Origin of the sequence: Corynebacterium curieae, assembly GCF_027570035.1 — a bacterium.
Lineage (GTDB): Bacteria > Actinomycetota > Actinomycetes > Mycobacteriales > Mycobacteriaceae > Corynebacterium > Corynebacterium curieae.
This window is the reverse complement of record NZ_JAKMUU010000005.1, coordinates 103,067-127,184: the sequence shown is the minus strand read 5'-3', so window position 1 is coordinate 127,184 and position 24,118 is coordinate 103,067. Positions and strand designations below refer to the sequence as shown.

The 24,118-nt window shown below is 58.8% G+C and carries 18 protein-coding genes; 7 read left to right on the top strand and 11 right to left on the bottom strand.

Translation table 11 applies throughout. From position 1 onward, the window contains the following. Positions 1-37: 37 nt before the first annotated feature. From L8V01_RS09500 to L8V01_RS09480, 5 genes are all read right to left on the bottom strand, one after another. Entirely contained in the window at positions 38-895 is an 858-nt protein-coding gene (locus tag L8V01_RS09500) for a sulfurtransferase (protein ID WP_269946826.1), read from the bottom strand. A 56-nt stretch (positions 896-951) separates the two neighbouring features. Continuing rightward, positions 952-3,507 (bottom strand): ATP-dependent chaperone ClpB, encoded by a 2,556-nt coding sequence (clpB, locus tag L8V01_RS09495; protein ID WP_269946825.1) that lies wholly within the window; start codon positions 3,505-3,507, stop codon positions 952-954. Between the two features lie 89 nt (positions 3,508-3,596). Beyond that, positions 3,597-4,988 (bottom strand): TetR family transcriptional regulator, encoded by a 1,392-nt coding sequence (locus L8V01_RS09490; RefSeq protein WP_269946824.1) that lies wholly within the window; start codon positions 4,986-4,988, stop codon positions 3,597-3,599. Positions 4,989-5,340: 352 nt separating this feature from the next. After that, on the bottom strand, positions 5,341-6,714 hold the full coding sequence (locus L8V01_RS09485; protein WP_269946823.1) for a sodium/glutamate symporter: 1,374 nt from the start codon (positions 6,712-6,714) through the stop codon (positions 5,341-5,343). A gap of 304 nt (positions 6,715-7,018) precedes the next feature. Next, complete coding sequence (locus L8V01_RS09480) at positions 7,019-7,423, bottom strand: GNAT family N-acetyltransferase (RefSeq protein ID WP_269946822.1); 405 nt, start codon at positions 7,421-7,423, stop codon at positions 7,019-7,021. Between the two features lie 130 nt (positions 7,424-7,553). On the opposite strand from L8V01_RS09480, the gene L8V01_RS09475 reads away from it, so the two are divergent. After that, positions 7,554-8,723: a 2-polyprenylphenol hydroxylase gene (locus L8V01_RS09475; RefSeq protein WP_269946821.1), complete on the top strand. Its 1,170-nt coding sequence runs from the start codon at positions 7,554-7,556 to the stop codon at positions 8,721-8,723. Here the strand turns inward: L8V01_RS09475 and L8V01_RS09470 are convergent. Further along, positions 8,720-9,535 carry a carbon-nitrogen hydrolase family protein gene (locus L8V01_RS09470; RefSeq protein WP_269946820.1) on the bottom strand — a complete coding sequence of 272 codons (816 nt, stop codon included), beginning with the start codon at positions 9,533-9,535 and terminating at the stop codon, positions 8,720-8,722. The two genes, L8V01_RS09475 and L8V01_RS09470, sit on opposite strands and share 4 nt — an antisense overlap. Positions 9,536-9,626: 91 nt before the next feature. On the opposite strand from L8V01_RS09470, the gene L8V01_RS09465 reads away from it, so the two are divergent. Then, positions 9,627-9,890, top strand: coding sequence for a hypothetical protein (locus L8V01_RS09465; protein WP_269946819.1), 264 nt, complete (start codon positions 9,627-9,629; stop codon positions 9,888-9,890). A 182-nt stretch (positions 9,891-10,072) separates the two neighbouring features. Further along, entirely contained in the window at positions 10,073-11,053 is a 981-nt protein-coding gene (locus tag L8V01_RS09460; RefSeq protein ID WP_269946818.1) for an alpha/beta hydrolase, read from the top strand. 21 nt (positions 11,054-11,074) lie between these two features. Here L8V01_RS09460 and exaC read toward each other — a convergent pair whose 3' ends face one another. From exaC to dnaK, 5 genes are all read right to left on the bottom strand, one after another. Then, entirely contained in the window at positions 11,075-12,595 is a 1,521-nt protein-coding gene (gene exaC / locus L8V01_RS09455) for an acetaldehyde dehydrogenase ExaC (RefSeq protein ID WP_269946817.1), read from the bottom strand. 242 nt (positions 12,596-12,837) lie between these two features. Further along, entirely contained in the window at positions 12,838-13,287 is a 450-nt protein-coding gene (locus L8V01_RS09450) for a heat shock protein transcriptional repressor HspR (RefSeq protein ID WP_269946816.1), read from the bottom strand. Positions 13,288-13,307: 20 nt separating this feature from the next. Continuing rightward, positions 13,308-14,513 (bottom strand): molecular chaperone DnaJ, encoded by a 1,206-nt coding sequence (dnaJ, locus tag L8V01_RS09445; protein WP_269946815.1) that lies wholly within the window; start codon positions 14,511-14,513, stop codon positions 13,308-13,310. 98 nt (positions 14,514-14,611) lie between these two features. After that, positions 14,612-15,319, bottom strand: a complete 708-nt coding sequence (gene grpE, locus L8V01_RS09440) for a nucleotide exchange factor GrpE (protein ID WP_269946814.1) — start codon at positions 15,317-15,319, stop codon at positions 14,612-14,614. Then, positions 15,319-17,169 carry a molecular chaperone DnaK gene (gene dnaK / locus L8V01_RS09435; RefSeq protein ID WP_269946813.1) on the bottom strand — a complete coding sequence of 617 codons (1,851 nt, stop codon included), beginning with the start codon at positions 17,167-17,169 and terminating at the stop codon, positions 15,319-15,321. Before dnaK ends, grpE begins: the two co-directional genes overlap by 1 nt. Before the next feature lie 447 nt (positions 17,170-17,616). Here dnaK and L8V01_RS09430 point away from each other — a divergent pair, with 447 nt between their 5' ends. The 4 genes from L8V01_RS09430 (at position 17,617) to L8V01_RS09415 (ending at position 24,088) form a co-directional block, all read left to right on the top strand. Beyond that, positions 17,617-17,793 carry a hypothetical protein gene (locus L8V01_RS09430; RefSeq protein ID WP_162837062.1) on the top strand — a complete coding sequence of 59 codons (177 nt, stop codon included), beginning with the start codon at positions 17,617-17,619 and terminating at the stop codon, positions 17,791-17,793. 192 nt (positions 17,794-17,985) lie between these two features. After that, positions 17,986-19,164, top strand: a complete 1,179-nt coding sequence (locus tag L8V01_RS09425; protein ID WP_269946812.1) for a sensor histidine kinase — start codon at positions 17,986-17,988, stop codon at positions 19,162-19,164. 227 nt (positions 19,165-19,391) lie between these two features. Beyond that, complete coding sequence (locus L8V01_RS09420; RefSeq protein WP_269946811.1) at positions 19,392-20,078, top strand: response regulator transcription factor; 687 nt, start codon at positions 19,392-19,394, stop codon at positions 20,076-20,078. A 566-nt stretch (positions 20,079-20,644) separates the two neighbouring features. Beyond that, positions 20,645-24,088, top strand: coding sequence for a bifunctional proline dehydrogenase/L-glutamate gamma-semialdehyde dehydrogenase (locus L8V01_RS09415; RefSeq protein ID WP_269946810.1), 3,444 nt, complete (start codon positions 20,645-20,647; stop codon positions 24,086-24,088). The last annotated feature ends 30 nt before the right edge of the window (positions 24,089-24,118 follow it).

Sequence of the window (24,118 nt, the reverse complement as noted above, 5' to 3'; positions counted from 1 at the left end):
GGTGCGGGAGGCTGAGGGCGAGGGATGTGCGGAGCGATTAGCCGTTGACGGTGAGGCGGTCGCCGCGCTCGACGGGGTTTTGGGGGTTGGCAGACCACTGCGACCAGCCGCCGACATAGTGGCGCAGGCCGGTGAAGCCGGCGTCTTGCATTGCGGCGAGGGCGAGGGCGGAGTGGTTGCCGGAACCGGAGTAGATGATGGCATCTTGGACGTTGTCGGGGGTGAGTCCGGCGTCGAAAAGCACTTCGCGGATTTCGCCCGTGGACTTCCAGGTGCGCAGGCCATCGTTGTGGAAAAGGCGCTCCGGCACGTTGATGGCGCCGGGGATGTGGCCGGCCTTGAGGTCCAAGTTTTCGCGACGGCCGGCAAAACGGTTGCGAGTGCGGGTATCAATGAGCAGGCCATCGTGATTGCGCACGTCATCGATAGTGGCCACGGGCATGTGGCCGGGGTTGACCGTTGCGTTAGCGCCTACGGCGAAATTGCCGGGGCCGGTCAGCGTGGTATAGCCCAAGTGGCGCCAATTGGCCAGGCCGCCATCGAGGATGCGAACGTTCTCCAGGCCGGCCCAGCGCAAGGTCCACCAGGCGCGGCCGGCGAAAAGGCCGCGGCCCTCGTCATAGACCACGACGGGGCGATCCTCGCGGATTCCCCACTGGCGGAAGTGTTCCTGGAGCTTATCCGGATCCGGCAGCGGGTTGCGGCCTACCTGAGAGCCGGGCAGGCCGGCGAAGGAATTGGCGGTATCGCTAAACAGCGCCGTCGGAATGTGCAGGGAGGTGAACTGGTTATAGCTTTGGCGCAACTGGGGCTGCCAGTGGGTGGCCAGGAGGGTAAATTGCTCGCCGTGATAAATGGATTCGCGGAGTTTTTGTGGGGAGACCAAAATGCTCATGCTCCCGAGTCTAGGGGCATGAGCACATTTTGGCGCGGCGGGCGTTAAGCGGCCGACTAGCGGGCGGCGATGTCTAGCTCCGCGCCGCCATCGGCGACGTCCACGTGGACGGTATCGCCATCAACGATATCGCCGGCCAGCAGCTTCTTGGCGAGCTTGTCACCAATGGCCTGCTGGATGGTGCGGCGCAGCGGGCGGGCACCATAGGCTGGGTCGTAGCCACGCTCGGCCAGCCAGGACTTGGCGGAATCCGAAACCTGCAGGGTCAGGCGGCGGGCGTCAAGGCGCTCGGACAGGCCGCGCAGCTGGATGTCGACGATGCCGCGGAGGAGCTCCTCCGACAGGGGCTCGAACATAACCACGTCATCGAGGCGGTTGATGAATTCGGGCTTGAATGCCTTCTTCACCGCATCCATGGTCTCCTCGCGGGTGCCGCCGGCACCCAGGTTGGAGGTCAAGATGATGACGGTATTGCGGAAGTCAACGGTGCGCCCCTGGCCGTCGGTAAGCCGGCCCTCGTCCAGAACTTGGAGGAGGACATCGAAGACGTCGGGGTGGGCCTTTTCTACCTCGTCGAAAAGCACGAGCGTATAGGGGCGGCGGCGAACGGCCTCGGTGAGCTGGCCGCCTGCCTCATGGCCGACGTATCCCGGAGGGGCACCGACGAGGCGGGAGACGGAATGCTTCTCGCCGTACTCGGACATATCGATGCGGACCATGGCGGATTCATCGTCGAAGAGGAAGTCCGCCAATGCCTTCGCGAGCTCGGTCTTGCCCACACCGGTGGGACCAAGGAAGAGGAAGGAGCCGGTCGGCCGGTTGGGGTCGGCCACGCCCGCACGGGAGCGGCGCACGGCGTCCGATACCGCGGTGACGGCTTCCTTCTGGCCGACCACGCGGTTGCCCAGTACGGATTCCATATTGAGCAGTTTTTCGGTCTCACCCTGCAGCATCTTGCCGGCCGGAATGCCGGTCCAGGCAGAGACGACCTCCGCGATGGTATCTGGGCTTACCTCCTCATCGAGCATCGTATTGCGCTGCTCGGTGGCCTTGACCTCCGCGGCCGCAAGTTCCTTTTCCAGCGGTGGAATCTTGCCGTAGTTGATCTCGGAGGCGAGTGCAAGGTCTCCATCGCGCTCGGCGATTTCGGCCTGGCGGCGCAGATCATCGAGCTCTTCCTTGATGTTTTGGACATCATCGATGGCCTTCTTCTCATTGGCCCAGCGGGCCTTGAGCTCACCAAGCTTTTCGCGCTGGTCAGCGAGCTCACCCTGCAGGGTAGCCAGGCGGTCCTGGGAAGCGGCGTCAGATTCCTTCTTCAGCGCTAGCTCTTCGATCTCCATGCGGCGGACGATACGCTCGAGCTCGTCGATTTCCTGCGGGGAGGAGTCGATCTCCATGCGCAGGCGAGAGCCTGCTTCATCGACGAGGTCGATGGCCTTATCCGGCAGGAAGCGATTTGTGATGTAGCGGTTAGATAGCTCGGCGGCCGAAACTAACGCGGAGTCCATGATGCGCACGCCGTGGTGCACCTCGTACCGCTCCTTCAGGCCACGCAGGATGCCGATGGTGTCCTCCACGGACGGCTCAGCGGCATAGACCTGCTGGAAGCGGCGCTCGAGAGCGGCGTCCTTTTCGATGTACTTGCGGTACTCGTCCAAAGTGGTGGCGCCAACGAGGCGCAGCTCGCCGCGGGCCAGCATGGGTTTAATCATGTTGCCGGCGTCCATGGAGCCGTCGCCAGTAGCACCGGCGCCAACGATGGTATGCAGCTCGTCGATGAAGGTAATGATCTCGCCCTCGGAGGATTTAATCTCATCGAGCACGGCCTTAAGGCGCTCCTCAAATTCGCCGCGGTACTTAGCACCGGCGACCATGGAACCAAGATCCAGGCTGATGAGGGTCTTTCCCTTGAGGGACTCGGGGACGTCGCCAGCCACGATGCGGCGGGCTAGGCCCTCCACGATGGCGGTTTTACCCACGCCGGGCTCGCCAATGAGCACCGGATTATTCTTCGTACGGCGGCTGAGCACCTGGACCACGCGGCGAATTTCCTGATCGCGGCCGATGACCGGGTCGATCTTGCCCTCGCGGGCGCGCGCGGTGAGGTCCGTGGCGTATTTTTCTAACGCCTGGAACTGATCCTCTGGGTTTTCGGACGTCACCTTAGCAGCGCCGCGCACGGAGGGAAAGGCGCCCTTGATGGCGTCATAAGTAGCACCGCGGCCGGTAAGCAGCTCGGCGGCGTCGGTCTTGGAGCCAGCAATAGCGGCAAGGAGGACCTCGGTGGAGACGAATTCATCGCCCAGTTCACCGGCCAACTCCTGCGACTTAGTCAAGACATTAAGGCCATCGCGGTTAAATTGCGGATTGGCCATATTGGCGCCCTCCGCTTTGGGATACGAATCAACGAGCTCGCGGGCTTCCTTGAGCACGGTATCCGGATCTACGCCAGTGGCTTTCAGTACTGGCGCGGCGATGCCGCCTTCTTGGCTAAGAATGGCCGCCAGCAGGTGGGCAGGGCGGATATCCGGATTGCCATTGGACGAGGCGGTTTGCAGGGCCTCTTGCAGGGCTTCCTGTGTTTTAGTGGTCGGGTTAAATGAGTTCATGTGTGCGTTGCTCCTTCTAAGTTTTATTCACCCCACTGTAGGGCTTCACTTAGCACAACGCACCCAAAGTTGAGTCTATTCCACTCAACCTATGGAAGGTTTTTGTCTACCAACTGCAGACCATGCGCCACCGCAAAGAAGGACGAGGTCAACGCTTGGGAGAAGAGACCCCACTTCAGGTCATCCCCGTACTCCCTGAAGTCTCCCAAAGCACACAGATGGGATACGCCGTCAGCACCCGCCCACATGGCCAAGGCACTCAAGTAAACCAGCTGATCTGTCGGCTGAATTCCTGCCTCCATAATGAATTCGCGCAAAAGCTTCATCATGATGGCAAAATTTTCCGTCATGCCTTCATGCGGGCTGCCGTCACCGCTATGCGGAACGATCGACCCATTAGCCAGGCCGATAACCGCACAGAACCGCTCGGTATGGCGGAGCGAAAAATTGAAATATACAGAGGCCACGATATGAAGACGATCCACAATGGCGGTATCCGCCGGCAAAGAACCGATTGCCCTTTCAAACATCTCGGCCATTTCCCGGGTTACTCGCTCTTCGGCGTACTCCCGCAGCGCGAAGTCATTGTCGATCACGGAGTTGAGAAAATCCGTAGTGGTATTCAGCTCTTGAGCCACTTGTTTGAAGAAGGAACGGCTAACGCCTTCTCGGGCCACCACGTGAAGCGCCGTTTCAATAATTAGATCCTTGGCCTTTTCAAACTCCAAGGACTCAACGCTCTGAGGGGCAACGAGTGGACGATCTTCCCACTGTTCCATCGCCCGCTCCACGATCTCGCGCGCGGAATACATAATTGGCCGACGCTCTGGAATATCTTTGGTGGCAAACCAATCAATAATCGCTTCCAACACCAGCTGGACAGTCTGCCTCAGGTTGGCAATGCGAATGACCGAATGCTGGAAACGAACCACACCCTTAGTACTAAGGTGGCTAAGGCCGTGAATAATTGACCAGATGGCAAGCGCAATGCGGCCGATATCACCAAGGGCAATATCCTCCCCCACAACGGCGCCCTGTTCTCGAACCAGTTGCTTCAGCACATTTACTACGAAATCTGTGCCCGAGATTCCAGTATGCGTACCTTTGGCCATATTGCATACCTGAACATCGTCCAAGGCTGGGTATCGCTCAAAGAGATAGCCATAAAGCTCTGGCTGTTCCTGGCAATAGAAGAAGTACCCTTCACCCAAGGCCTTCAAAATCTCTGCGGCACCCGCGCCTTCGGGAAGACGGTCCACCACTTTTTCCATGTAATTGGTCAAACGCCAATCCAGAAAATTGGGCATCGCATCAAGGATCTCTGAGCTGGAGGAGAACTCTTCCTCAATATCCGAGAGCGGGCGCTGCAAGGATTTTGCAACTTCCTCCAAAGTTACTGCAGGTTCACCTCGCGTCCCAGCGATATCTAAGGCCGCTTCCAAAATTTCTACTCGCACGGAAGCGCCATCCAGCTCATACATTTAGTTCCTCATCAAGACAGAGATTGATTCTCTGGAATTATAACAAATTCTAAGGTAAAACGGTACTCGTTAATGATTATCGTTTCGTATTACTCGAAACTCTAGGTGTAAACAGCAGCAACAGCTGGGGAGATTCCAGAAGCGCGATGCAATCATTATTCGCTTATATAAAATTACACTTAGAACACTTAACGTTGGGCGACTTTATCTTAAGCTCCTGCGCTCAAGATCTAGCGGTGCGAGGAGTCAAGATTTCGGTCGTCAAGACACATCTAGAAGCCACAGTCTTGACAAAAAGGCCCCGCCACAGGTTCTGCGGCGGGGTTGGCAAGGGGGGCGTCGGCAAGCGCGGCTAAGCCTGCTTTTGCCCTACGTGGCCGATACCTTCTTGGAAGATGGTGCCGCGCGGCGGCATGAAGCGCATGGCCTTGAACGCAATGTAGACGCCGATGGAAATGGCCAGGGAAATGGCGCCAAAGAGGCCGGTGAATCCGTACATGACGGCCATAGGCGCGATGATGGTCCACGAGATTTCAAACGGGCCGAAACCGATATAGGCCATGCCGTATTCAGACAGGGTGCCGGATTTGAGTTTGGGATCCACGATCTTGAGGATGGCGATGCCGGTTGCCACGGTAGCGGTGGCCCAGCCCCAGCCAAAGATGCCGCGCTCGATCCAGCGCTCGCCAAAGAACTCGGCCGGGAACCAGAAGAGGAAGAAGATGCAGAAGATGGTGCCCAAGATGAAAAGCAGGAGGAGCGCCTGCCAATAAGAAGCAATGGCGGCCGGAACGATGGCAGCCACACCGAAGGCAATGAGGTAGTCCGTGGCCGCGCCGGAGATGGAGGAAATGGAGTCCTTATCTAGGTAGTCCTCAGCGCCAACGAAGTTCATGAGTGCGCGGAAGAAAAGGCCCACCACCATGGACATGGCAAAAAGCGGCACGGAGACGTTCTCCCAGATGCTGCTCAAACCTTGATTGATGCCATAGGCGGTCATCACGGTCAAGATGATGAAGCCGAAGTGCAGTGCTAGCGGCTCAATGGAGGATGGGTTAGTAGTGGCGCGGCCGAGGGAGGGGCGGTCATCAATGTTTTTGATATAGCCGCGGCGCAGCTCTTCCGGCAGCTCCTTGGGCACGTGGGAGACCTTGCCCTTGCGGATTCCCCAGTTGCCGGCGATCACGCCGCCTACAATCGCGGCCAGCGTGCCAACGGTAGCGGAGGTAAAGCCCAGCGAGGACGCGGCATCAGCACCCACACCCTCTAGCGCGCCGCCCACAGCTGCGGCGGTACCAAAGCCGCCGGTAAAGCCGACGGGCAGCATCATGCCGAACCAATTCGGGGTATCGAAAAGCGGCGCAAAGAGGAAGAGGCCGAGCACGATGAATAGGCCCCACTGGCCGGTAAACATCATGGTGGAATAGCCCCACATATTGCGCGCGCCCTTGCCCATGTTTCCGCCGACTTCCATGGAATAGGCCATGGAGGCAAAGACCACCGCAATGAGGATGGAGGTGTAATCACCCAAGTTATCGGAGAAATTGATCCAGCCCAGCACGTTCGGACCAACCAGAAGGCCGATGAGGCCGGCGGTAATGGGGGCAGGCAGCAGCAGGTCCTGGAAGATGAACTTCACCTGGTGGCGCAGAACGTTGCCGATGACCATGAGCAAGGAAATCCAGCCCACATCCAACATGAGCGTATATGCGGAAAAATCTTCCATGAGGACCCTTTCTAGCTGTGCAGTTATGGCAGACTGCCCCCGTTAGAGGGCAGGCGGATAGACAATACAATACCTGCCATGAAGTGAGCCACAACATACGATCCCGTTTTCACCCCCGCCGTCCATGGAAAGCGTGGCTCATTGCCTCAACATCGCTAGAGCCTCAGCATCGCTAGAGCGCGGGCCAAGCTGAGTTAGCCACGGCCCAGTAGCTCGCCCACCGCGGGCTCGTGCCCAGTGGGGACTTTGCGCACACAAGCTTCGATGAACGTTGGGCCGCGAATACCTCCCTCGCGGCCCCGAGCTAGGACTGGGGCTCTCGCTCCAACCGCATGTGCAGGGTGGGATAGGGCTTGCCATCGGCATCGATTTCGTCCCGGCCGGTAGTGACAAATCCATAGCTGCGATAGAAGCCTACGGCCCCGAGGTTTTGTTCATTGACGTCCACCATGCGCGCGCCATGGCGGGAAACCGCCTCCTCCAGCAACCGAGTGCCAATGCCCCGACCGCGATACTCGTTGGCAACGAAGAGCATTTCTACGGTTCTTCCGGCTATTCCGACAAAGCCCACGAGCGTGCCGTCCAGCTCCGCCCCAAAGAGTTCTACCGCGGGAAAGTAATGGGGAATGAGGTTGTCTTCTATGCTTTTGCGGTCATCCTCAGCTAGAAAATCATGGGTGGCGTCTACCGCGCTGCGCCAAATCTGCACCAACGTTGGGTACTCCCTGTCCCCTTGGATGAGCCATACTCTAATCCGATCGTTGCTTTTCAACCCTGCTAACCCTAGCAGCATTGGCGCTGCCCCAATCCGCCTGCGGCGCGCATTAGGATGGTCAAGCATGTGGGAATTGGGCGAGCATTTTCGAAACTACGCAGACGAGTACCGCGATGCGGTGCACGAGCATTTCTTTAACGCGGTGCCCGAATCCCGGCAGGTTTTTGCCCTGTCCATGCGCGATACCCATACCTCCATGGCGCCTGCGCTGGCGTGGGTGCTTGAGCACACGGAGCCGGGGGAGCCCCTGCTTGCCGACGTCTCTGCCAAACTCACCCAGCTCGCCCGCGATCACCGCCGGCATGGGTTCCCGGCCGAAATCTATTCCCAGTTTGAACACGCCCTCGTGGCGGGCCTGCGGGTACTGGCGCTAACGCAGTATCAGTACGACTTCGCACGCGATGTCATCCACCAGGTATGCGAGGCGATGGCTAAGGCCGCCCGAGAGGCAGACTCGGCCGGCGAGGCGCCGGCTTACTCGGCGCAAGTAGTAGCCGTAAACCGCCCCACCCGCGATACCGCAGTCATCCGCGTGGAGGCCGGCCTTGCCGTGCCCTATCAGCCAGGCCAGCACTTTCCCGTAACCACGCAGTACCTGCCCGGCCAATGGCGGATGCTAACCCCCGCGCAGCCTGCCGACGGGACCGGTCAGCTGATCTTCCACGTCTCCTCTGCAGGCGAGGCTTCTCGCTCCCTCGCCCACGCGCAGCCCGGCGATTGGTGGACCCTGGGCCAGCCCAGCGGTGGCATCGGCGCCAAAGACTCAGGGCGGGGCGAATCAGTGATTATTGCTTATGGCACCGGTTGGGCTACAGCGCGGTGCGTGGCGCTCGCCGCGCTGAAGGAGAATAGCCGCCAGGTGCCACGCATCTTTGCCGTGGCGGGCAGCCCGGGCGCACACTACGACACCTACTTTCAGCAGAACCTGGCAGCACTTGGCATACCGGTGCGCCGCATCGTGCGGGAAGAAAAAGACCCGTGGTTGCTCAATGCCCGCGAATTGGCACCCGGCGCCGACTACGTGGTCTCCGGGAAACCGACCGATGTAGTAGTCAACGAGGTGGAGTTATCCACAGGCACTCCCCCACGTTTCCTGCTCGTCGGACCGGCCGAGGAAGTCGCGGAAGGTGAGGAAAAGTTGGTTCAAAGGGGCATCGGCAAGCAGCAGATCGACGTCCTTAGTTGGGGCCGCGACGGACGCTGGCAGCCGGAAGACTACGCGGCACTATCCTAATCCACAGCGCCCACAACCGGCAGGGCGCGGCGGGTTTTCGCTACCTCATTCGGATCAATTTCGGCATAGAGGATGTCATCTTCATAGCCGGCCTCGGCCACGCGCACGCCATTCGGATCGACGATGGTGGAATGGCCGATGCCCGTCGGGCCAGAAGCATTCCCCGCCTCCGCATCGCCGCCCGGGCGCGACTGGCCGGCCGCAACGATATAGCTGGTGGAGTCCAATGCACGCGCGGCCGTGAGCAGGCGCCACTGCTCCAGCTTTCCGGGACCGTCCGCCCAGCTGGTAGGCACGACGATAACCTGCGCACCCTGGCTGGCAAGCTCCTTGAACTGCTCTGGAAAGCGGATGTCATAGCAGGTAGCCACGCCTACTACGAGGTCATCGACATCAAAGGCCACCAATGATTCGCCGGCCAAGACCGTATCCGATTCGCGGTAGTCAAAGGCATCGTAGGTGTGGATCTTGTCGTAACCACCCAGCACGCCGGGACCCGCAATGAGTGCCGTATTGGTCACGCGATTTATGGTCTTCCCATCCCGTTCCACGGTATCGGCTGGGCAGAACATGCCTGCCACGACGGTAACCTCAAGGTCCTCTGCAAGCTCCCGGAGCGCCGTGGCGAACGAGCCTTCGAGCGTTTGAGCCTGTTCATCCAGCCGCCCAGAGCGAAAGTTTTGCGACGTAGCCTCCGGCAGCACGATGAGCCGTGCGCCGTTTCCGGCGGCCTCTCGAATTTTCTCGAGTGTCAGCTCCTGGTTTTCTGCGACATTGCCGGTGGACGTCAATTGCACTGCTGCTACCTTCATGCCTCCCAAAATAATGAAGCTGGGCGGAGTTATCCACAGGCTGCGTCTCTACCCCTAGCGCCAAGCTGAACGGTCCATCAGGCTAAGGGGCATGAGTTATATAGAAATACCCACGCACCTGCCCGATTACGTCCGCTCCCTCATTTCGCGTCCCCCACTGCCACCGCCGACGGCCGCGCTCGATACGGCATGCCGCACGGCAGCCGCGCTGGACCGAGCGCTTTCTGCGTGGTCTTCCACCGTGGCCGCAACCGAGGATGCAACTGCCGAGCAATTGCGCTCGGTTGATGGCTTCCTCACTACGACAGCAGGAGTGGATTCCGGACTAGGCCGTAAGTTGGGAGCGGCGCGATGACTCTGTCTCTGGCCTTAAGAAATGGCGCCAACCAGTTGCGCACAGAACGTTCTGAACTGCGCTTAAGATATCTGGATTCCCACCAGGATTGGCACGGTCTATCACTGGGAGGACCCGCTGGCTCCGCAGCGCGAGCTAATTTAGCTAGGTATACCGATTGGCTTAGCCAGCCACTAAAGCAAATGGAGCAGGCTGCCGCCACGCTCGAGCGGCACGCCAATCTGCAGGCCCGCCGCGAGGAACTCGAAGACCGCATCATTGCATTTCTGGGACAAGTAGATGAGCGCAGCGGGGTCGCTGCCAGCGCGGCTGGGCTGTTGTTAAATCAGGTGCGCGCACTCGGTGATTCCCTCGATTGGTTGTGCGCCCAAGAAATCGATGCGCTGTGCACACCTGCTGGGGTGGAACCGCCCACCCGTTTCGAGGATTTTTCCGATCTTCCGTTGGACACTGTCCATGAAATCAACCTCGCCCAAGCTAATGAGCACGTGGCGCAGCTAGCCGCGGAGAACCCAGATATGCGGGTTGTGGAAGCAAGCGATGGACGGCTCGTAGCCATGGTGGACCCAGGTGGTTTCCGCACCACCCCGGCATCCATTACCACGTTTGTTGAAGGCGTTCACTCCTCCGACCCAGAGACGTGGCAGCGGGCAGTCGATCGTGGCCGCACCCTAGCCAAAGCAAGCGGCGGGCCGGCCGTGGTGTGGTTGGGCTACCAAGCGCCATCTTCCTTGTCCCGTGCGGTTCATGCTGAGCCTGCGCGCGCTGCCGGCCAGGAGCTCACACGGTTTCAACGTGCCCTCGGCGCGCGCTACCCGCAGGCAAAGCGCACCGTAGTGGGCTACTCCTATGGTTCTGTAGTTACCGGGCACGCCGCTAAGGAGGAGAAGATTGCCGATGACATAGTGCTCGTCGGCAGCCCTGGTGCCGGCGCCGACCACGCCTCTGAGCTTCACGGCCGCATCTGGGCGGCCACGAATGACAATGATCCGATCGCCATCGCAACGGGACCACAAGGAGGTATCCACGGCCCGGATCCCACCGTTGATGCCTTTGGAGCTACTCCCCTTCCCGGCGCGGATGGCCTTCCCGGCGATCATGGCACCTATTGGGAGGACCCACGGTTCTTGCGCAGCCTAGGCCAGGTGGCGCGGGCGCACTAGCCCTAATGGGAGATGAGGCCGTTAGAACAGGCCGGCCGGCTGATCCGAATAGGAGACCAACATATTCTTGGTCTCCTGATAGTGACCCAGCATCATCAAGTGGTTCTCACGACCAAGGCCGGACTCCTTGTAGCCGCCAAAAGCGCTGTGCGCTGGGTAGTCGTGGTAGTGGTTAACCCAGACGCGGCCGGCCTGGATATCGCGTCCCGCGCGGTAGCAGATGTTTTGGCTGCGCGACCATACGCCGGCACCGAGCCCGAAGTTGGTGGCGTTAGCGATTGCAATCGCCTCGTCATAGTCTTTGAACGTAGCCACGGAGAGCACTGGGCCGAAAATTTCCTCCTGGAAGATGCGCATGTCGTTATTGCCCTTAAACACGGTGGGCTCGATGTAGTAGCCCTTTTCTAGGCCCTCGACCTTGTTAACGTGGCCGCCAACGAGGGTCTCCGCACCTTCCTGCGGTCCAATCTCCAGGTACTGTTTGATTTTGTCCATCTGCTCTTGGGAAGCCTGCGCGCCCATCATGGTCTCCGTATCCAGTGGGTGGCCAATCTTAATCTTCTTTACGCGCTCAATAGCCAGCTCCAAGAACTTATCCGCGATGTCCTCGTGCACCAGCGCACGGGATGGACACGTGCAGACCTCGCCCTGGTTGAGGGCGAACATGACAAAGCCCTCCACACACTTTTCCAAGTAGGAGTCATCTTCATCCATGATGTCTTTAAAGAAAATAGACGGCGATTTACCGCCTAGTTCCAGGGTGACGGGGATGACCTTATCGGCGGCAGCCTTGTTGATGATCTTGCCCACCGGGGTAGAGCCGGTAAAAGCAATCTTGGCAATGCGGTCTGAGCCCGATAGTGCCGCACCGGCTTCATCGCCCAGTCCGTTGACGATATTGAGCACGCCGTCAGGGAGAAGATCGCCGATGATATCGATGAGAAGCAGAATGGATGCTGGGGTTTGCTCAGCCGGCTTCATAACAATGCAGTTTCCCGCAGCCAATGCTGGCGCGATCTTCCACGCGGCCATAAGCAGAGGGAAGTTCCACGGGATAATCTGGCCTACTACGCCGAGCGGCTCATGGTAGTGGTAAGCCACGGTGTCCTGGTTAAGCTGGGACAGGCGGCCCTCTTGGGCACGAATGGCACCGGCAAAATAGCGGAAATGGTCTACGGCTAGCGGAATATCGGCGGCAAGCGTTTCGCGCACGGCCTTGCCATTCTCCCAGGTTTCAGCAACCGCAATCTTTTCCAAATTTTCCTCGATACGGTCCGCGATGCGGTGCAGAAGCAGTGCGCGCTCGGCCGGGCTGGTTTTACCGAAGGTCTCGAAGGCCTTTTCCGCGGCGTCGATAGCCAGGTTAATATCGGATTCTTTGCCGCGAGCTACCTGGCAGAATGCCTCGCCGTTGACCGGGCTGATGTTGTCCATGTATTCACCATCGACGGGCGCCACCCACTGGCCGCCAATGTAGTTGTTATAGCGTTCACGGTAGTCAACGATGGAGCCTTCAGTTCCCGGGGCTGCATACAGGGTCATGGTGCGTGTCCTTTCTGGAGATAATACAGGGAGGGGTGTTGTGTGGCACTATCGCTAACTTATGTGCTGTACATCACCCTCTTGCTAGACATCCTAACCCCAGACTTTGCAACGCGCACTGATTACGGTTACCCCCTTCGCAAATATTCACATGGCACCACCAGTATGCAGGCAGAAGAAAACCCCGCATCCAGCGAGAAACTGGTTGCGGGGTTGGGTTGTACTCGTCTGCAGAGCGAGAACTAGTCGAGCCCTTGGCCACGGCCGCGGGCGCGTTTGCGCTCGCGAGCGGTACGCGGGCTCCACATAACCACGGAGGTGGACCGTGGGACATGAACAAGCTCACCGCTGCGCTGGGAGCGACGGCCGGCGGCCTGTTCACGCAGGGCCCGAACTTCCTCGGCTAGGGCATCGCGCTCGGCCTCGAGCCGGTCACGCTCTTCGGTCAGCTCAATGATGGACTTGATACCGGCAAGATTGACGCCATCGTCTTGGGATAGCGCCTGAATCTTGCGCAATAACTCGATGTCCCGGTCGGAGTAGCGGCGGCCGCCACCACGGGTGCGAGCCGGGGAAACCAAACCCATGCGGTCATAGGTTCGCAGGGTTTGGGCGTGCATCCCGGATAGCTCCGCCGCTACGGAGATGACGTAGACCGCGGTGCCGGAATCTTCTGCCTTTCCAGTGCTCATTTCTTAACACACCTCCTGCCTTAAGCATTCTCGGCTCCGGCCCACCCCGCACGCGGGTTGAAGCCGGAGTCCTTTTCCGCTTGAGCATAGGTGCGCAGGGCGCTGGAAGCAGCGGCATCGAGCTTGGTGGGCACGGTTACCTGAACGCTAACCAGCAGGTCCCCGGAGGTGCCACCGCGCTTGGCGATGCCCCTTCCGCGCACCCGCAGCGTGCGCCCATCCGGAGTGCCAGCCGGGATCTTCACGCGAACCGGGTTATCCAAGGTAGGAACCGTGATGGTATCGCCCAAAGCGAGCTCCGTGAAGGAAACGGGAACGGTGACATGGAGGTCATCGCCTTCGCGGGTAAAGACCTTGTCCGGCTTGACGGTCACTGCAACGAAGAGGTCTCCGGCCGGGGTGCCGTTGGGGCCTGCTTCACCTTGGCCGGCGAGGCGTACCTTTTGGCCATCGATAACACCGGCCGGGATGCGAACGGTGATATTGCGGGTGCGGTGGACCGTACCGGTGCCGTGACAATCCTTGCACGGATCCGTGATGCGGCGACCGGTGCCATCGCAATCCTTGCATGGGGCGGAAAATCCAAAGACACCGCGGTTTTCAGACGTATAGCCTGAACCATTGCACGTGCCGCAGGTGGAGGTTTTACCGGAAGCAGACCCTGAGCCGTGGCACGTTGTGCACGGTGCGTTGCCGCTCAGTGCCAAAGGAATGGTGGTTCCCTTAGCGGCCTCACGGAAGTCAAGGGTTATTTCCGTTTCGACGTCGGCCCCCCGCGACGGTTTAGCTGAGTGGCCAGCACCACCGCCGCGGTTGAAAACGCTACCGAAGATATCCCCAACACCGCCGCCTTGAGCCGCTCCTCCAGCGGATCCTCCGAAGAGGTCCGAGAGGTCGAATTCTTGCGCACCTTGTCCACCCATGCGCGTGGATCGAAACCCGCCGGGAAACCCGGCGCCTCCCATCCGTCCAAAGCCACCGCCATTGCGCAGCATTGCCTTGAACTGGTCGTATTCCTTGCGCTCAGCGGCGTCGGAAAGCACGTCGTAGGCTTCCGCAACCTTTTTGAACCTTTCCGCTGCTGCGGGGTCGTCCGGGTGGGTATCGGGGTGGTTTTCGCGGGCTAGTTTGCGGTAAGCACGCTTGATTTCGTTCTGTTCTGCGGACGAGGAGACCCCCAGATCCGCATAATAATCTTTGTCTGCCCATTCGGGTTTAGCGCTCACTGGGCATCTCCTCCTTTCAAAGAGAATCGATAGAAGTTAAGTAAAAAGGGCGCCACGGGAAGGTAAAAGTTAAGTTCCCAGGGCGCCCTTTAGGTTAATTATTCGGAAGCTTCCGAGCTGCCGGCCTCATCGCTGGGGTCCGCGATGATGACCATGGCATTGCGTACCAACCTCTCGCCCACGCGGTAGCCCTTGCGCAGCACGGTGCCGAGCACCTGCTCATCACCGGTGGACAAGTCCTGCACGGCCTCATGAACCTCGGGGTCGAAGGCATCGCCTTCCTCACCAAAAGCGGCGAGGTCGTGCTTTTCCAACGTGCCGTGGAGCTTGTCCGCGAACGCCTTGAGCGGGCCCTCCAAGTCACCGTGCTCACGAGCCAGCTCCAAGTCATCAAGGACAGGCAGGAAATCTGCGATGACCTTGGCCTTGGCGGTCTCGATTACGGCTTGGCGGTCGCGCTCGGTACGGCGGCGGTAGTTGGTGTATTCCGCATTCAGACGCTGGAGGTCTTCGGTGCGTTCTGCCAACTGTGCTTCCACGTCGCTGGCGCCAGAACCGGCGGGCTCTTCGCCCGCGGCTTCGGCGTCTACCTCATCAGCGTTGACATCTGCCAGTGCTTCTTCGAGGTCAGCATCGAGAGAGGGATCCAGCTCGGCTTCTTCGGTGGCGTCAGCCTGCGCTTCTTGCGCGGCCTGGGCCTCCTCAGCCTGCTCGGCGGCAGCCTCAGCGCGGTCAGCCGAGGTAGCCTCCGGATCCGTGTTTTCCGGGTCGCCTGGGTTTTGCGGCATTCCGCTGTCCTGAGTCATTACTTGTCGCCATCCTTGTTCTCATCTTCGTCAACGACCTCAGCGTCGACGACATTCGGATCGCCCTGAGCAGCGCCTGCATCGGCAGCACCTTCGGCGCCGGCCTCAGCAGCCTGTGCCTCGTAGATCTGCTTGCCCATCTCCTGGGATTCGGTGGACAGCTTCTCCACTGCGGACTTGATGGCCTCGAGGTCATCGCCCTTCAGGGCTTCATCGACGGCGTCAGCAGCCTCGGTGACCTTGGTCTTCACGTCCTCGGATACCTTGTCAGCGTTGTCATCCAAGAACTTGCGGGTCTGGTAAGAAGTGGACTCTGCGTTATTGCGCAGCTCCTGCTCCTCGCGGCGCTTCTTGTCCTCTTCGGCATGCTGCTCGGCGTCCTTGACCATACGGTCGATCTCTTCCTGGGACAGGCCGGAACCATCCTGAATCTTGATGGTGTTTTCCTTGCCGGTGCCCTTGTCCTTTGCGGTCACGTGGACAATGCCATTGGCATCGATGTCGAAGGTGACCTCAATCTGCGGAACGCCACGCGGTGCCGGAGCGATGCCGCCAAGCTCGAAGGAACCGAGCAGCTTATTGGCGGTAGCCATCTCGCGCTCGCCCTGGAAGACCTGAATCTGCACGGAAGGCTGGTTGTCTTCCGCGGTAGTGAAGGTCTCGGACTTCTTGGTCGGAATGGTGGTGTTGCGCTCGATGAGCTTGGTCATCACGCCACCCTTGGTCTCAATGCCAAGGGACAACGGGGTGACGTCAAGAAGCAGCACGTCCTTAACCTCGCCGCGCAGCACGCCTGCCTGCAGGGCAGCGCCCACTGCAACAACCTCGTCTGGGTTAACACCCTTATTGGCATCCTTGCCGGTCAGTTCCTTGACCAGGTCAGATACGGCCGGCATGCGGGTAGAACCACCAACGAGAACAACGTGGTCGATATCGCCAACGGAAAGGTCAGCGTCCTTGATGACCTGGTTGAACGGAGCCTTGGTGCGGTCCAGCAGATCCTGGGTGATCTTCTGGAACTCGGTGCGGGTCAGGGTCTCATCCAAGAACAGTGGGTTCTTGTCGGAGTCAACGGTGATGTACGGCAGGTTGATGTTGGCCTGCTGGGAGGAGGACAGCTCAATCTTGGCCTTCTCTGCAGCCTCGCGCAGACGCTGCACGGCGCGCTTGTCCTTGGTCAGGTCAACGCCCTGGGAGGTCTTAAAGCGGTCTACCAGCCAGTCAACGATGCGCTGATCCCAGTCATCGCCGCCCAGCTCGTTATCGCCGGCGGTTGCCATAACCTCAACCACACCATCGCCGATTTCCAGCAAGGAGACGTCAAAGGTGCCGCCACCCAGGTCGAATACCAGGATGGTCTGCTCCTGCTCGCCCTTTTCTAGGCCGTATGCCAAAGCGGCGGCGGTTGGCTCGTTGACAATACGCAGCACGTTCAGGCCTGCAATCTGGCCGGCTTCCTTTGTGGCCTGGCGCTGTGCATCCTCGAAGTAAGCCGGGACGGTAATAACGGCGTCGGTAACGTCCTCACCCAAGTAAGACTCCGCATCGCGCTTCAGCTTCATCAGCGTGCGAGCGGAGATCTCCTGGGAGGTGTAGTCCTTGTCATCAATGTTGATCTTCCAGTCAGTGCCGATGTGGCGCTTGACGGAGCGAATGGTGCGGTCAACATTGGTCACCGCCTGGTTCTTAGCGGACTGACCGACTAGGATTTCGCCATTCTTTGCAAAAGCAACAACGGAAGGCGTGGTGCGGGAGCCCTCAGAGTTTGCAATAACGGTGGACTCGCCACCTTCCAGTACGGAAACGACGGAGTTCGTCGTACCAAGGTCAATACCTACTGCGCGTCCCATGATTTCTTCTCCTTTTATCTTGGGGTAATTAATAAAGTTGACTGTCAGTGACTCAACTTCTCGTTGTGTCCGAGCGCTACTGTAACAGAATTTCCACGTCCGGTCACACAACCTTGAGTCTGTGTCACTCAATCCTTACAACCGGAAGCCTACAAAAGTTATTCCCCGCGACTCAACTTTTCTCAACATTCCTTCTTTTGCCCAGCTCAGCACAGCTCTTTCCGACGCCCCCTTGCCCACCCTCTGCAGATTTACCCCCGCGGCCCAGCCCGTACCCAAATGGAGTTCCTTAAATATTACTAAGAGGATCCAAAAGTTACCTCAGAAAGGATCCAAAAGAGGATTGGCAGCCCGCTTCCGCTACCGCATACTAGGAATCACAGCAGCCAAGAGCTGCTGCCCCAGAGAGAGATTGTAGTTTACTCCGCCTATTCGAAAGGAAAATATATGTTCGATTCCCTCGCAGACCTCAGCTCCGCCATCGACTTCGAGGCACTCGTAAAGGGCATCAAGGGCCTCATCGAGACCTCCTCCGAGTCCAACACCGATTCCGAGGGCCTGTCCTCCGTATTCGAGGGCCTGTCCTCCAAGGATGACGCAGAGGCTGCTGCAGAAGCTAAGTAATTAGCAATCCGCACTCCTTCATGAAGACCAGCTAACCCCCTCACCTTCTTTTCCGCCCGGAATCCACCTAAGGACCCGCGCACGAAGGTGCGGGGGTTTGGCTGTTTTCAATGGCTACTCCGCGGCCGTTGTACTTACACTAAGGAGACAAACCCCATCAATCTTTAGCAACCAGGAAGCGTGTGCCGCACCGTGCCTAAACTTTCACAGCCGCATATTTACCAACGCATTCGCGCGGCCATGACCTTGCAGCGGACAGCTGCTCTTACTGCGGTAATTTGTGTAGCGCTCACTCTTCTCGGCGCGTTTTTCACCCCTACAGAACACCAGCTTTCGGCCGCCGTCTTGGGTCTTATTTTGACCGTCACTACTATTTTGGCATTCCGCCACCCGCTCCTGATGTCGGTATTTTTTGTGGCGGTGTGGATGGGGTCTACTTTCGCCGTAGGTACTCCCTACCTCTGTTACATCTTTTTAACCCCAATCTTTATCGCCGTGATCGCGTATCACGGTAAGAATTGGCAGACATTTGGAATAGGCGCCGTCTTTTGGGCCGCAGGCCTAATCGATCCCAGCACCGCACAAATCAGCGTAAATCCTGCGCCAGCCTTTGCATGGGCAATGTTCATTGGAGTCGGCGCGGTCATCGGAGCGACTTTTGCCCATTCTGCTCAGCGATACAAGACAGCCATGGTCGAGTGGAACGCCGATGTTCAACGGAGACAATCAGATCTCGCCGAAACACTGCATAACTCCGTAGTCTCCAGCCTGACGGTTAACACCATGCAGCTAGAAGCCTTAAGTCTCGAGTATTCCAAAAACCAAGAACTTGCTCGACGCCTGGATGAACTCAGCGATTCCATGCGCTCCTCCATGTCCGAGGTTCGCGCGCTGACTAAGGTTCTCCGAAACAACATCGAAGGCATTAACGACGGCATAAGCTTCGGTTCCACAACCAAGCCAGATACTTTTGCCCAGCTTCTTTCCCGAGAAGAAAGCCGTCTATCTAAGTTAAACCGACAACCAGTAATGGAGGTGAGTACCGAAGAGGTCGCCCCACGTTTTCCTCCAGAAACGCTAAACTCCATTGCTGCAATCACTACCGAAGCCTGTTTAAACGCAGTCAAGTACTCTCCACCAGGCGCGGAAATCGTAATCTCGGTGCGCCCACATTTGGGATGGACTGTCATAACAATTTCCAATCCCGTTTCTAAACCGACTAGTACAAATGCCGATATGTCATCGGGCATTGGTATGGCATCAATGTCACGAATAGCCGCAACAATCGACGCCCGCGTTGATACCAAATTTGAAAACAATCGGTGGGAACTTTCGCTTTCGCTTCCACCCTCCGCCCAAAAAGCACGTTAAGTGCAACACGTCTCCTAGCAAACCTGGAAAGCATACACTAAGCTATCGCTTGTTTCTGACTAAAACAGTTTTTATTAAAGGACCACGCATATGCAGGCCGCACTTGCTAGTTTTCTCGCGCCATTTTTGTTGTCATCCTCCCTCCTAGGGGGACTGACCCCTGGTGATCTATCCCCACACACGGAATATCAATCGCCGGTCGAATTGGTCTTTGGCTGCCCATCACCATGGTGCGTGAAGTAAAGACTTCCCTTCTGGTCGTCGATGACGACCCACTTGTCCTCGAAGCCTTGGGGCGCTACTTCGCCTCAGCGGAGGACATGGAGGTGCGCGCTACCGCAGAAAATGGCAAGGTCGCCCTCAAATTACTGCAAGAGCAAGAATTTGATGTCATTGTCGCGGACATCCATATGCCTGAAATGGATGGCACTACCCTCTTGCGCGAGGTCAATAAGATGGATAACCCACCCGTCTTTGTCGCGATGACCGCAATGGACAATGATGAGACCCTCAAAGAGGTCATGTCCAATAAGGCGGCGGCCTATATTCTAAAGAGCTCAAAACCGGTCTATATCTTGGATACCGTGCGCGAGGCCGTGCGCGGTGGCACGGTTGTTACCCCACAATCCCTCACCCGCCTTTTTGAGCAGCTTCCTGGTTGGAACTCGGAGCAAAGCAGCACCAATAGGGCGAGTGATGCCGCTAAGCTCAAGGACAATCATCACATTTCTCCTGCTTTAGAGCAGGTCCTAGATTTAGTCTGCCAAGGAAAGTCGAACGAAGAGATTGCCAAGAGCACACATTATGCACCGGGCACGGTGAAGAAATATGTTTCCACCCTCCTTAGCGAGTTTCACGCTAAGTCCCGTCTTGAGCTGGCGGTAAAAGCCTTGAAAGCCGGCTACGGTTCCTAGGCCTTGGTTGTTAAACAATCTCGGGGGGTAGGCACCCCCGGTTGCGTCAATACCCCCTCTAAACCCCACATGCTGGGGTTTATTTTTTGTTTTTCTACCCCCGTAGACCATTTTCCAAAAGAGACTAGCATCACGTTTATTGCTTTCCTATAATTGCGACAACACACAAGTTCATAGTATTTCCCAGGCAACATTAGGGACCTGCCCAGCAGGGATGCCGCACGTCAGAGCGCTACAGTGCCCCGCATCCCCCCTTCCCATAGTCACGTCATAGAAAGCAGGTGAGTGTTGAAAACCAACCTGGCGCGCGTTCGTCGCAGCAGCGATAGGCCTCCCGTCCGCACACGGCCCGTATAACGGCCTGCTGAAAATCGAACTATTACCTGCGAACCCCACACTGCGTCGCGCCACTGCGTGTTCGCTCCTCACCCGACTGCACCCCTGCAGCACCACATAGCTCACCGCTTACGCCCCAGACGCCGAATCGGCCGGCAGCCCACTGTCCGGCACAAATACTGCTAGCGGCTACTGGGATGTGACCCGTTTGAAGAAGAGGTAGACCCCATATGACTTCTCTTGCTAATACCCGCTTGCCCATCTCTGATGATGTGGAAGCAGTCCTGCCTGCTGCCATCAGCCGCGCACACGACTGGTTGAAGTCCACTGCGGACGAAGAAGATAAGGCCACCGAGCAGCTCGCAGACCTGCTGCGCGATGAAGATGGCGTCAAATTCACCATGGACTTTGTGGACCGCGTTATGCGCCCAGAAGATGACAAGGTTGCCGCGCACGCGCTGAAGGATATTTCTTCTCACTATGACCCGTCATTCCTGGGCAGCATCAATGGTGCGCTCGTTGGCGCCGGTGGTTTCTTCGGCCCCATCCTGCCGAACCTGGTCATGCCGGTGGCCCGCCTATACATGCGCAAGATGGTAGGCCACCTAGTTCTGGACGCCGAGTCCGATGCCCTCAACAAGATCCTGGACAAGGCCGCCGAATCCGGCGAGCAGCTTAACCTCAACCTGCTGGGTGAGGCTGTGCTCGGTGAGGCTGAAGCAAAGTCCCGTGCTGAGCGCACCCTCAAGCTCATCCAAAACCCACGCGTGACTTACGTATCGGTCAAGGCTTCTTCCATGGTCGCCCAGCTCAACCAGTGGGATATCGATGGCTCGGTAGAACGCCTCAAGGAGCGCCTGCGCCCGCTGTACCAGGCTGCGGCGGACCGTACCGACAAGGTCTTTATCAACATGGACATGGAGGAGTACCACGATCTCCACCTGACCATCCGTCTTTTCAAGGAGCTGCTCAGCGAGCCGGAATTCCTCACCCTGGATGCCGGCATCGTGCTGCAGGCTTACCTCCCGGATACCTTTGATGCGCTCAAAGATGTCGCCGACTTTGCCAAGGAACGCGTGGCTAAGGGCGGCGGCAAGGTCAAGGTGCGCATTGTAAAGGGCGCGAACCTGTCCATGGAGACCGTGCAGGGCGAGGTCCACGATTGGCCGCTTGCTACCTACACCAACAAACTCGATGTGGATGCTAACTACTATCGCCTGCTGGATTTCATCCTGCGTGAGGAGTACGCCGATAGCGTGCGCATCGGTGTAGCCACCCACAACCTCTATACCGCCGCAATGGCCTACGAGCTGGGCAAGAAGCGCGGCGTGCTGCACATGATGGACTCGGAGATGCTGCAGGGCATGTCCCCAGCCCAACAGGCTGCGGTACGCGAAGTCTTTGAAGGCCGACAGATCCTCTACACTCCCGTAGTTCATGCGGAGGACTTCGACGTCGCCGTGTCCTATCTAGTGCGCCGTTTGGAAGAAAATTCTGCACCGCAAAACTTCCTCTACGCCCTCTTTGCCCCTGGCGAAGAGCCGTTGGCGGACCAGGAAGAGACGTTCCGTCGGGCCGTCGCCAAGCGCTGGGAAACCTTCGCTGGCGCCCGCCGCACCCAAAACCGCCTCGAAGAGGAAGGCCGCCAGGCACCCCGCACCGGCCGCTTCACCAATGAGGCCGATACTGACCCAGCACTCGCGGCCAACCGCCAGTGGGCGCAGGAGGCTCTCAAGCGCAACCCTGGCGAGCACGGCATCGCTGAGGTCACCGATCCGGCCGCTGTGGAAAGCCACATCGCCCGCGCCAAGGAACTAGGCACCGAATGGGGCAAGCGTCCTGCCGCCGAACGCGCTGCAGCCCTGGAGGCCGTGGCAGACCAGATTGCCTCCCAGCGCGGCAAGTTCATCTCCGTGGCTGCGTATGAGGCTAATAAGACTGTCACCCAGACCGACCCAGAGGTCTCTGAGGCGATTGACTTCTGCACCTACTACGGCCAGTCCGCCCGCCTGCTCGAGGAATCCTACTCCAAGTTCACCCCGCACACCGTCACCGTGGTGACCCCACCGTGGAACTTCCCCATTGCTATCCCTACTGGTGGCATTGCGGCGTCCTTGGCGGCGGGTTCGGCCGTCATCGTCAAGCCAGCCCCACAGGTGGTTCACTGCGGCAAGCTCGTGGTGGAAGCCTTCCGCACTGCCCTGGAGGCGCAGGGACTGGACCCGGACTTGGTCCAGCTCGTGCTTACTGATGAAGGCGACGCCGGCAAGGCCCTGCTTTCCCACGACGACGTGGATAATGTCATCCTCACCGGCGCCTCCGATACCGGCGCGCTATTCCGTTCCTGGAAGCCGAAGATGAATATCATGGCGGAGACTTCCGGCAAGAATGCGCTCATCATCACCCCAGCCGCGGACCCGGACCTGGCTATCGATGATCTCTACAACTCCGCCTTCGGCCACTCCGGCCAAAAGTGCTCGGCGTCCTCCCTGGTCATTTTCGTCGGTGCGGCCGGCAAGTCCGAGCGCCTGCGCAACCAGCTGCTGGATGCCGTCAAGACCCTCAAGCCAGGCCCTGGTTTCGACATCACTACCACCATGAATGGCTTGGCAGAAGAGCCGAGTGAAAAGCTCCTGCGCGGCTTGACCCAGCTTGAGCCGGGCGAGAAGTGGCTGCTCAAGCCGGAAAAGCTCAACCAGGAAGGCACCCTATGGTCCCCGGGCATCCGCGATAACGTGCAGCCGGGCTCCTGGTACCACAAGAACGAGTGCTTCGGCCCCATCCTTGGCATCATGTACGCCGATACCTTGGAAGAGGCCATCGCTTGGCAAAACGACACTGGTTACGGTCTGACTGGCGGCATCCACTCGCTTGACGACGCCGAAATTGAGTACTGGATCGACAATGTCGAGGTCGGCAACGCCTACGTCAACCGCGGCATTACCGGCGCGATTGTCCAGCGCCAGTCCTTCGGCGGTTGGAAGAAGTCCGTCATGGGACCTGGTGCCAAGGCCGGCGGCCCGAACTACGTGGCGCAGATGGGCGAGTGGGCCGATGGTGAGCTCAAGCCACGCAATGTGGACATCGCCCCAGCTAGCCTCGCCGCACTGCACCGCCTGCGCGATAACCTTTCCGGCAAGCTCTCCGAGGACGATATCTCCTGGCTGTGGCGCGCCGCTGAGCTAGACCAGGTGGCCTGGCAAGAGGAGTTTGGGCGCAACCACGACCGCACCGGTTTGGTCTCTGAGGCCAATATCTTCCGCTACCGCCCGCTGTTGAACAAGCTGCGTGTGCGCGTGGGCGAAGGCTACGAGCTGCGCGAGGTTGCCCGCCAGGTGCTGGCTGCCGCAATCACCGGCACCACCACGGAAATTTCTGCCACCCCGGAGGTAGCCACTCAGCTGCAGGACCTCGGCTTCGACGTTAAGGCAATTACCGACGAGGCCTTTGCCACCGCCGTGGCTAATGACCAGTCCTCGCGCGTGCGTGCGCTGGGCACCGTGCCGGATTCCATCTACGAGGCCGCGGTGCGCTCCAACTCCGTGGTGCTCGACCAGCCCGTGCTTGCCGATGGCCGCCGTGAGCTCATCCCTTACCTTCTTGAGCAGGCAGTCTCCGTAACCATGCACCGCTTCGGCATCATCCGCAACGTGGGCAACCTACGCGACGAGTAATATCCAGCCGCGCAAAAGCACCAATAGAGG

What these genes read in the sequence shown, in the direction of transcription:
- exaC (WP_269946817.1), bottom strand. Translation starts at nt 12,595, where the DNA reads ATGACCCTGTATGCAGCCCCGGGAACTGAAGGCTCCATCGTTGACTAC.
- L8V01_RS09490 (WP_269946824.1), bottom strand. Translation starts at nt 4,988, where the DNA reads ATGTATGAGCTGGATGGCGCTTCCGTGCGAGTAGAAATTTTGGAAGCG.
- L8V01_RS09465 (WP_269946819.1), top strand. Translation starts at nt 9,627, where the DNA reads ATGAGTTATATAGAAATACCCACGCACCTGCCCGATTACGTCCGCTCC.
- L8V01_RS09420 (WP_269946811.1), top strand. Translation starts at nt 19,392, where the DNA reads ATGGTGCGTGAAGTAAAGACTTCCCTTCTGGTCGTCGATGACGACCCA.
- L8V01_RS09470 (WP_269946820.1), bottom strand. Translation starts at nt 9,535, where the DNA reads ATGAAGGTAGCAGCAGTGCAATTGACGTCCACCGGCAATGTCGCAGAA.
- L8V01_RS09500 (WP_269946826.1), bottom strand. Translation starts at nt 895, where the DNA reads ATGAGCATTTTGGTCTCCCCACAAAAACTCCGCGAATCCATTTATCAC.
- L8V01_RS09460 (WP_269946818.1), top strand. Translation starts at nt 10,073, where the DNA reads ATGGAGCAGGCTGCCGCCACGCTCGAGCGGCACGCCAATCTGCAGGCC.
- L8V01_RS09485 (WP_269946823.1), bottom strand. Translation starts at nt 6,714, where the DNA reads ATGGAAGATTTTTCCGCATATACGCTCATGTTGGATGTGGGCTGGATT.
- L8V01_RS09430 (WP_162837062.1), top strand. Translation starts at nt 17,617, where the DNA reads ATGTTCGATTCCCTCGCAGACCTCAGCTCCGCCATCGACTTCGAGGCA.
- dnaK (WP_269946813.1), bottom strand. Translation starts at nt 17,169, where the DNA reads ATGGGACGCGCAGTAGGTATTGACCTTGGTACGACGAACTCCGTCGTT.
- grpE (WP_269946814.1), bottom strand. Translation starts at nt 15,319, where the DNA reads ATGACTCAGGACAGCGGAATGCCGCAAAACCCAGGCGACCCGGAAAAC.
- L8V01_RS09475 (WP_269946821.1), top strand. Translation starts at nt 7,554, where the DNA reads ATGTGGGAATTGGGCGAGCATTTTCGAAACTACGCAGACGAGTACCGC.
- L8V01_RS09450 (WP_269946816.1), bottom strand. Translation starts at nt 13,287, where the DNA reads ATGAGCACTGGAAAGGCAGAAGATTCCGGCACCGCGGTCTACGTCATC.
- clpB (WP_269946825.1), bottom strand. Translation starts at nt 3,507, where the DNA reads ATGAACTCATTTAACCCGACCACTAAAACACAGGAAGCCCTGCAAGAG.
- L8V01_RS09415 (WP_269946810.1), top strand. Translation starts at nt 20,645, where the DNA reads ATGACTTCTCTTGCTAATACCCGCTTGCCCATCTCTGATGATGTGGAA.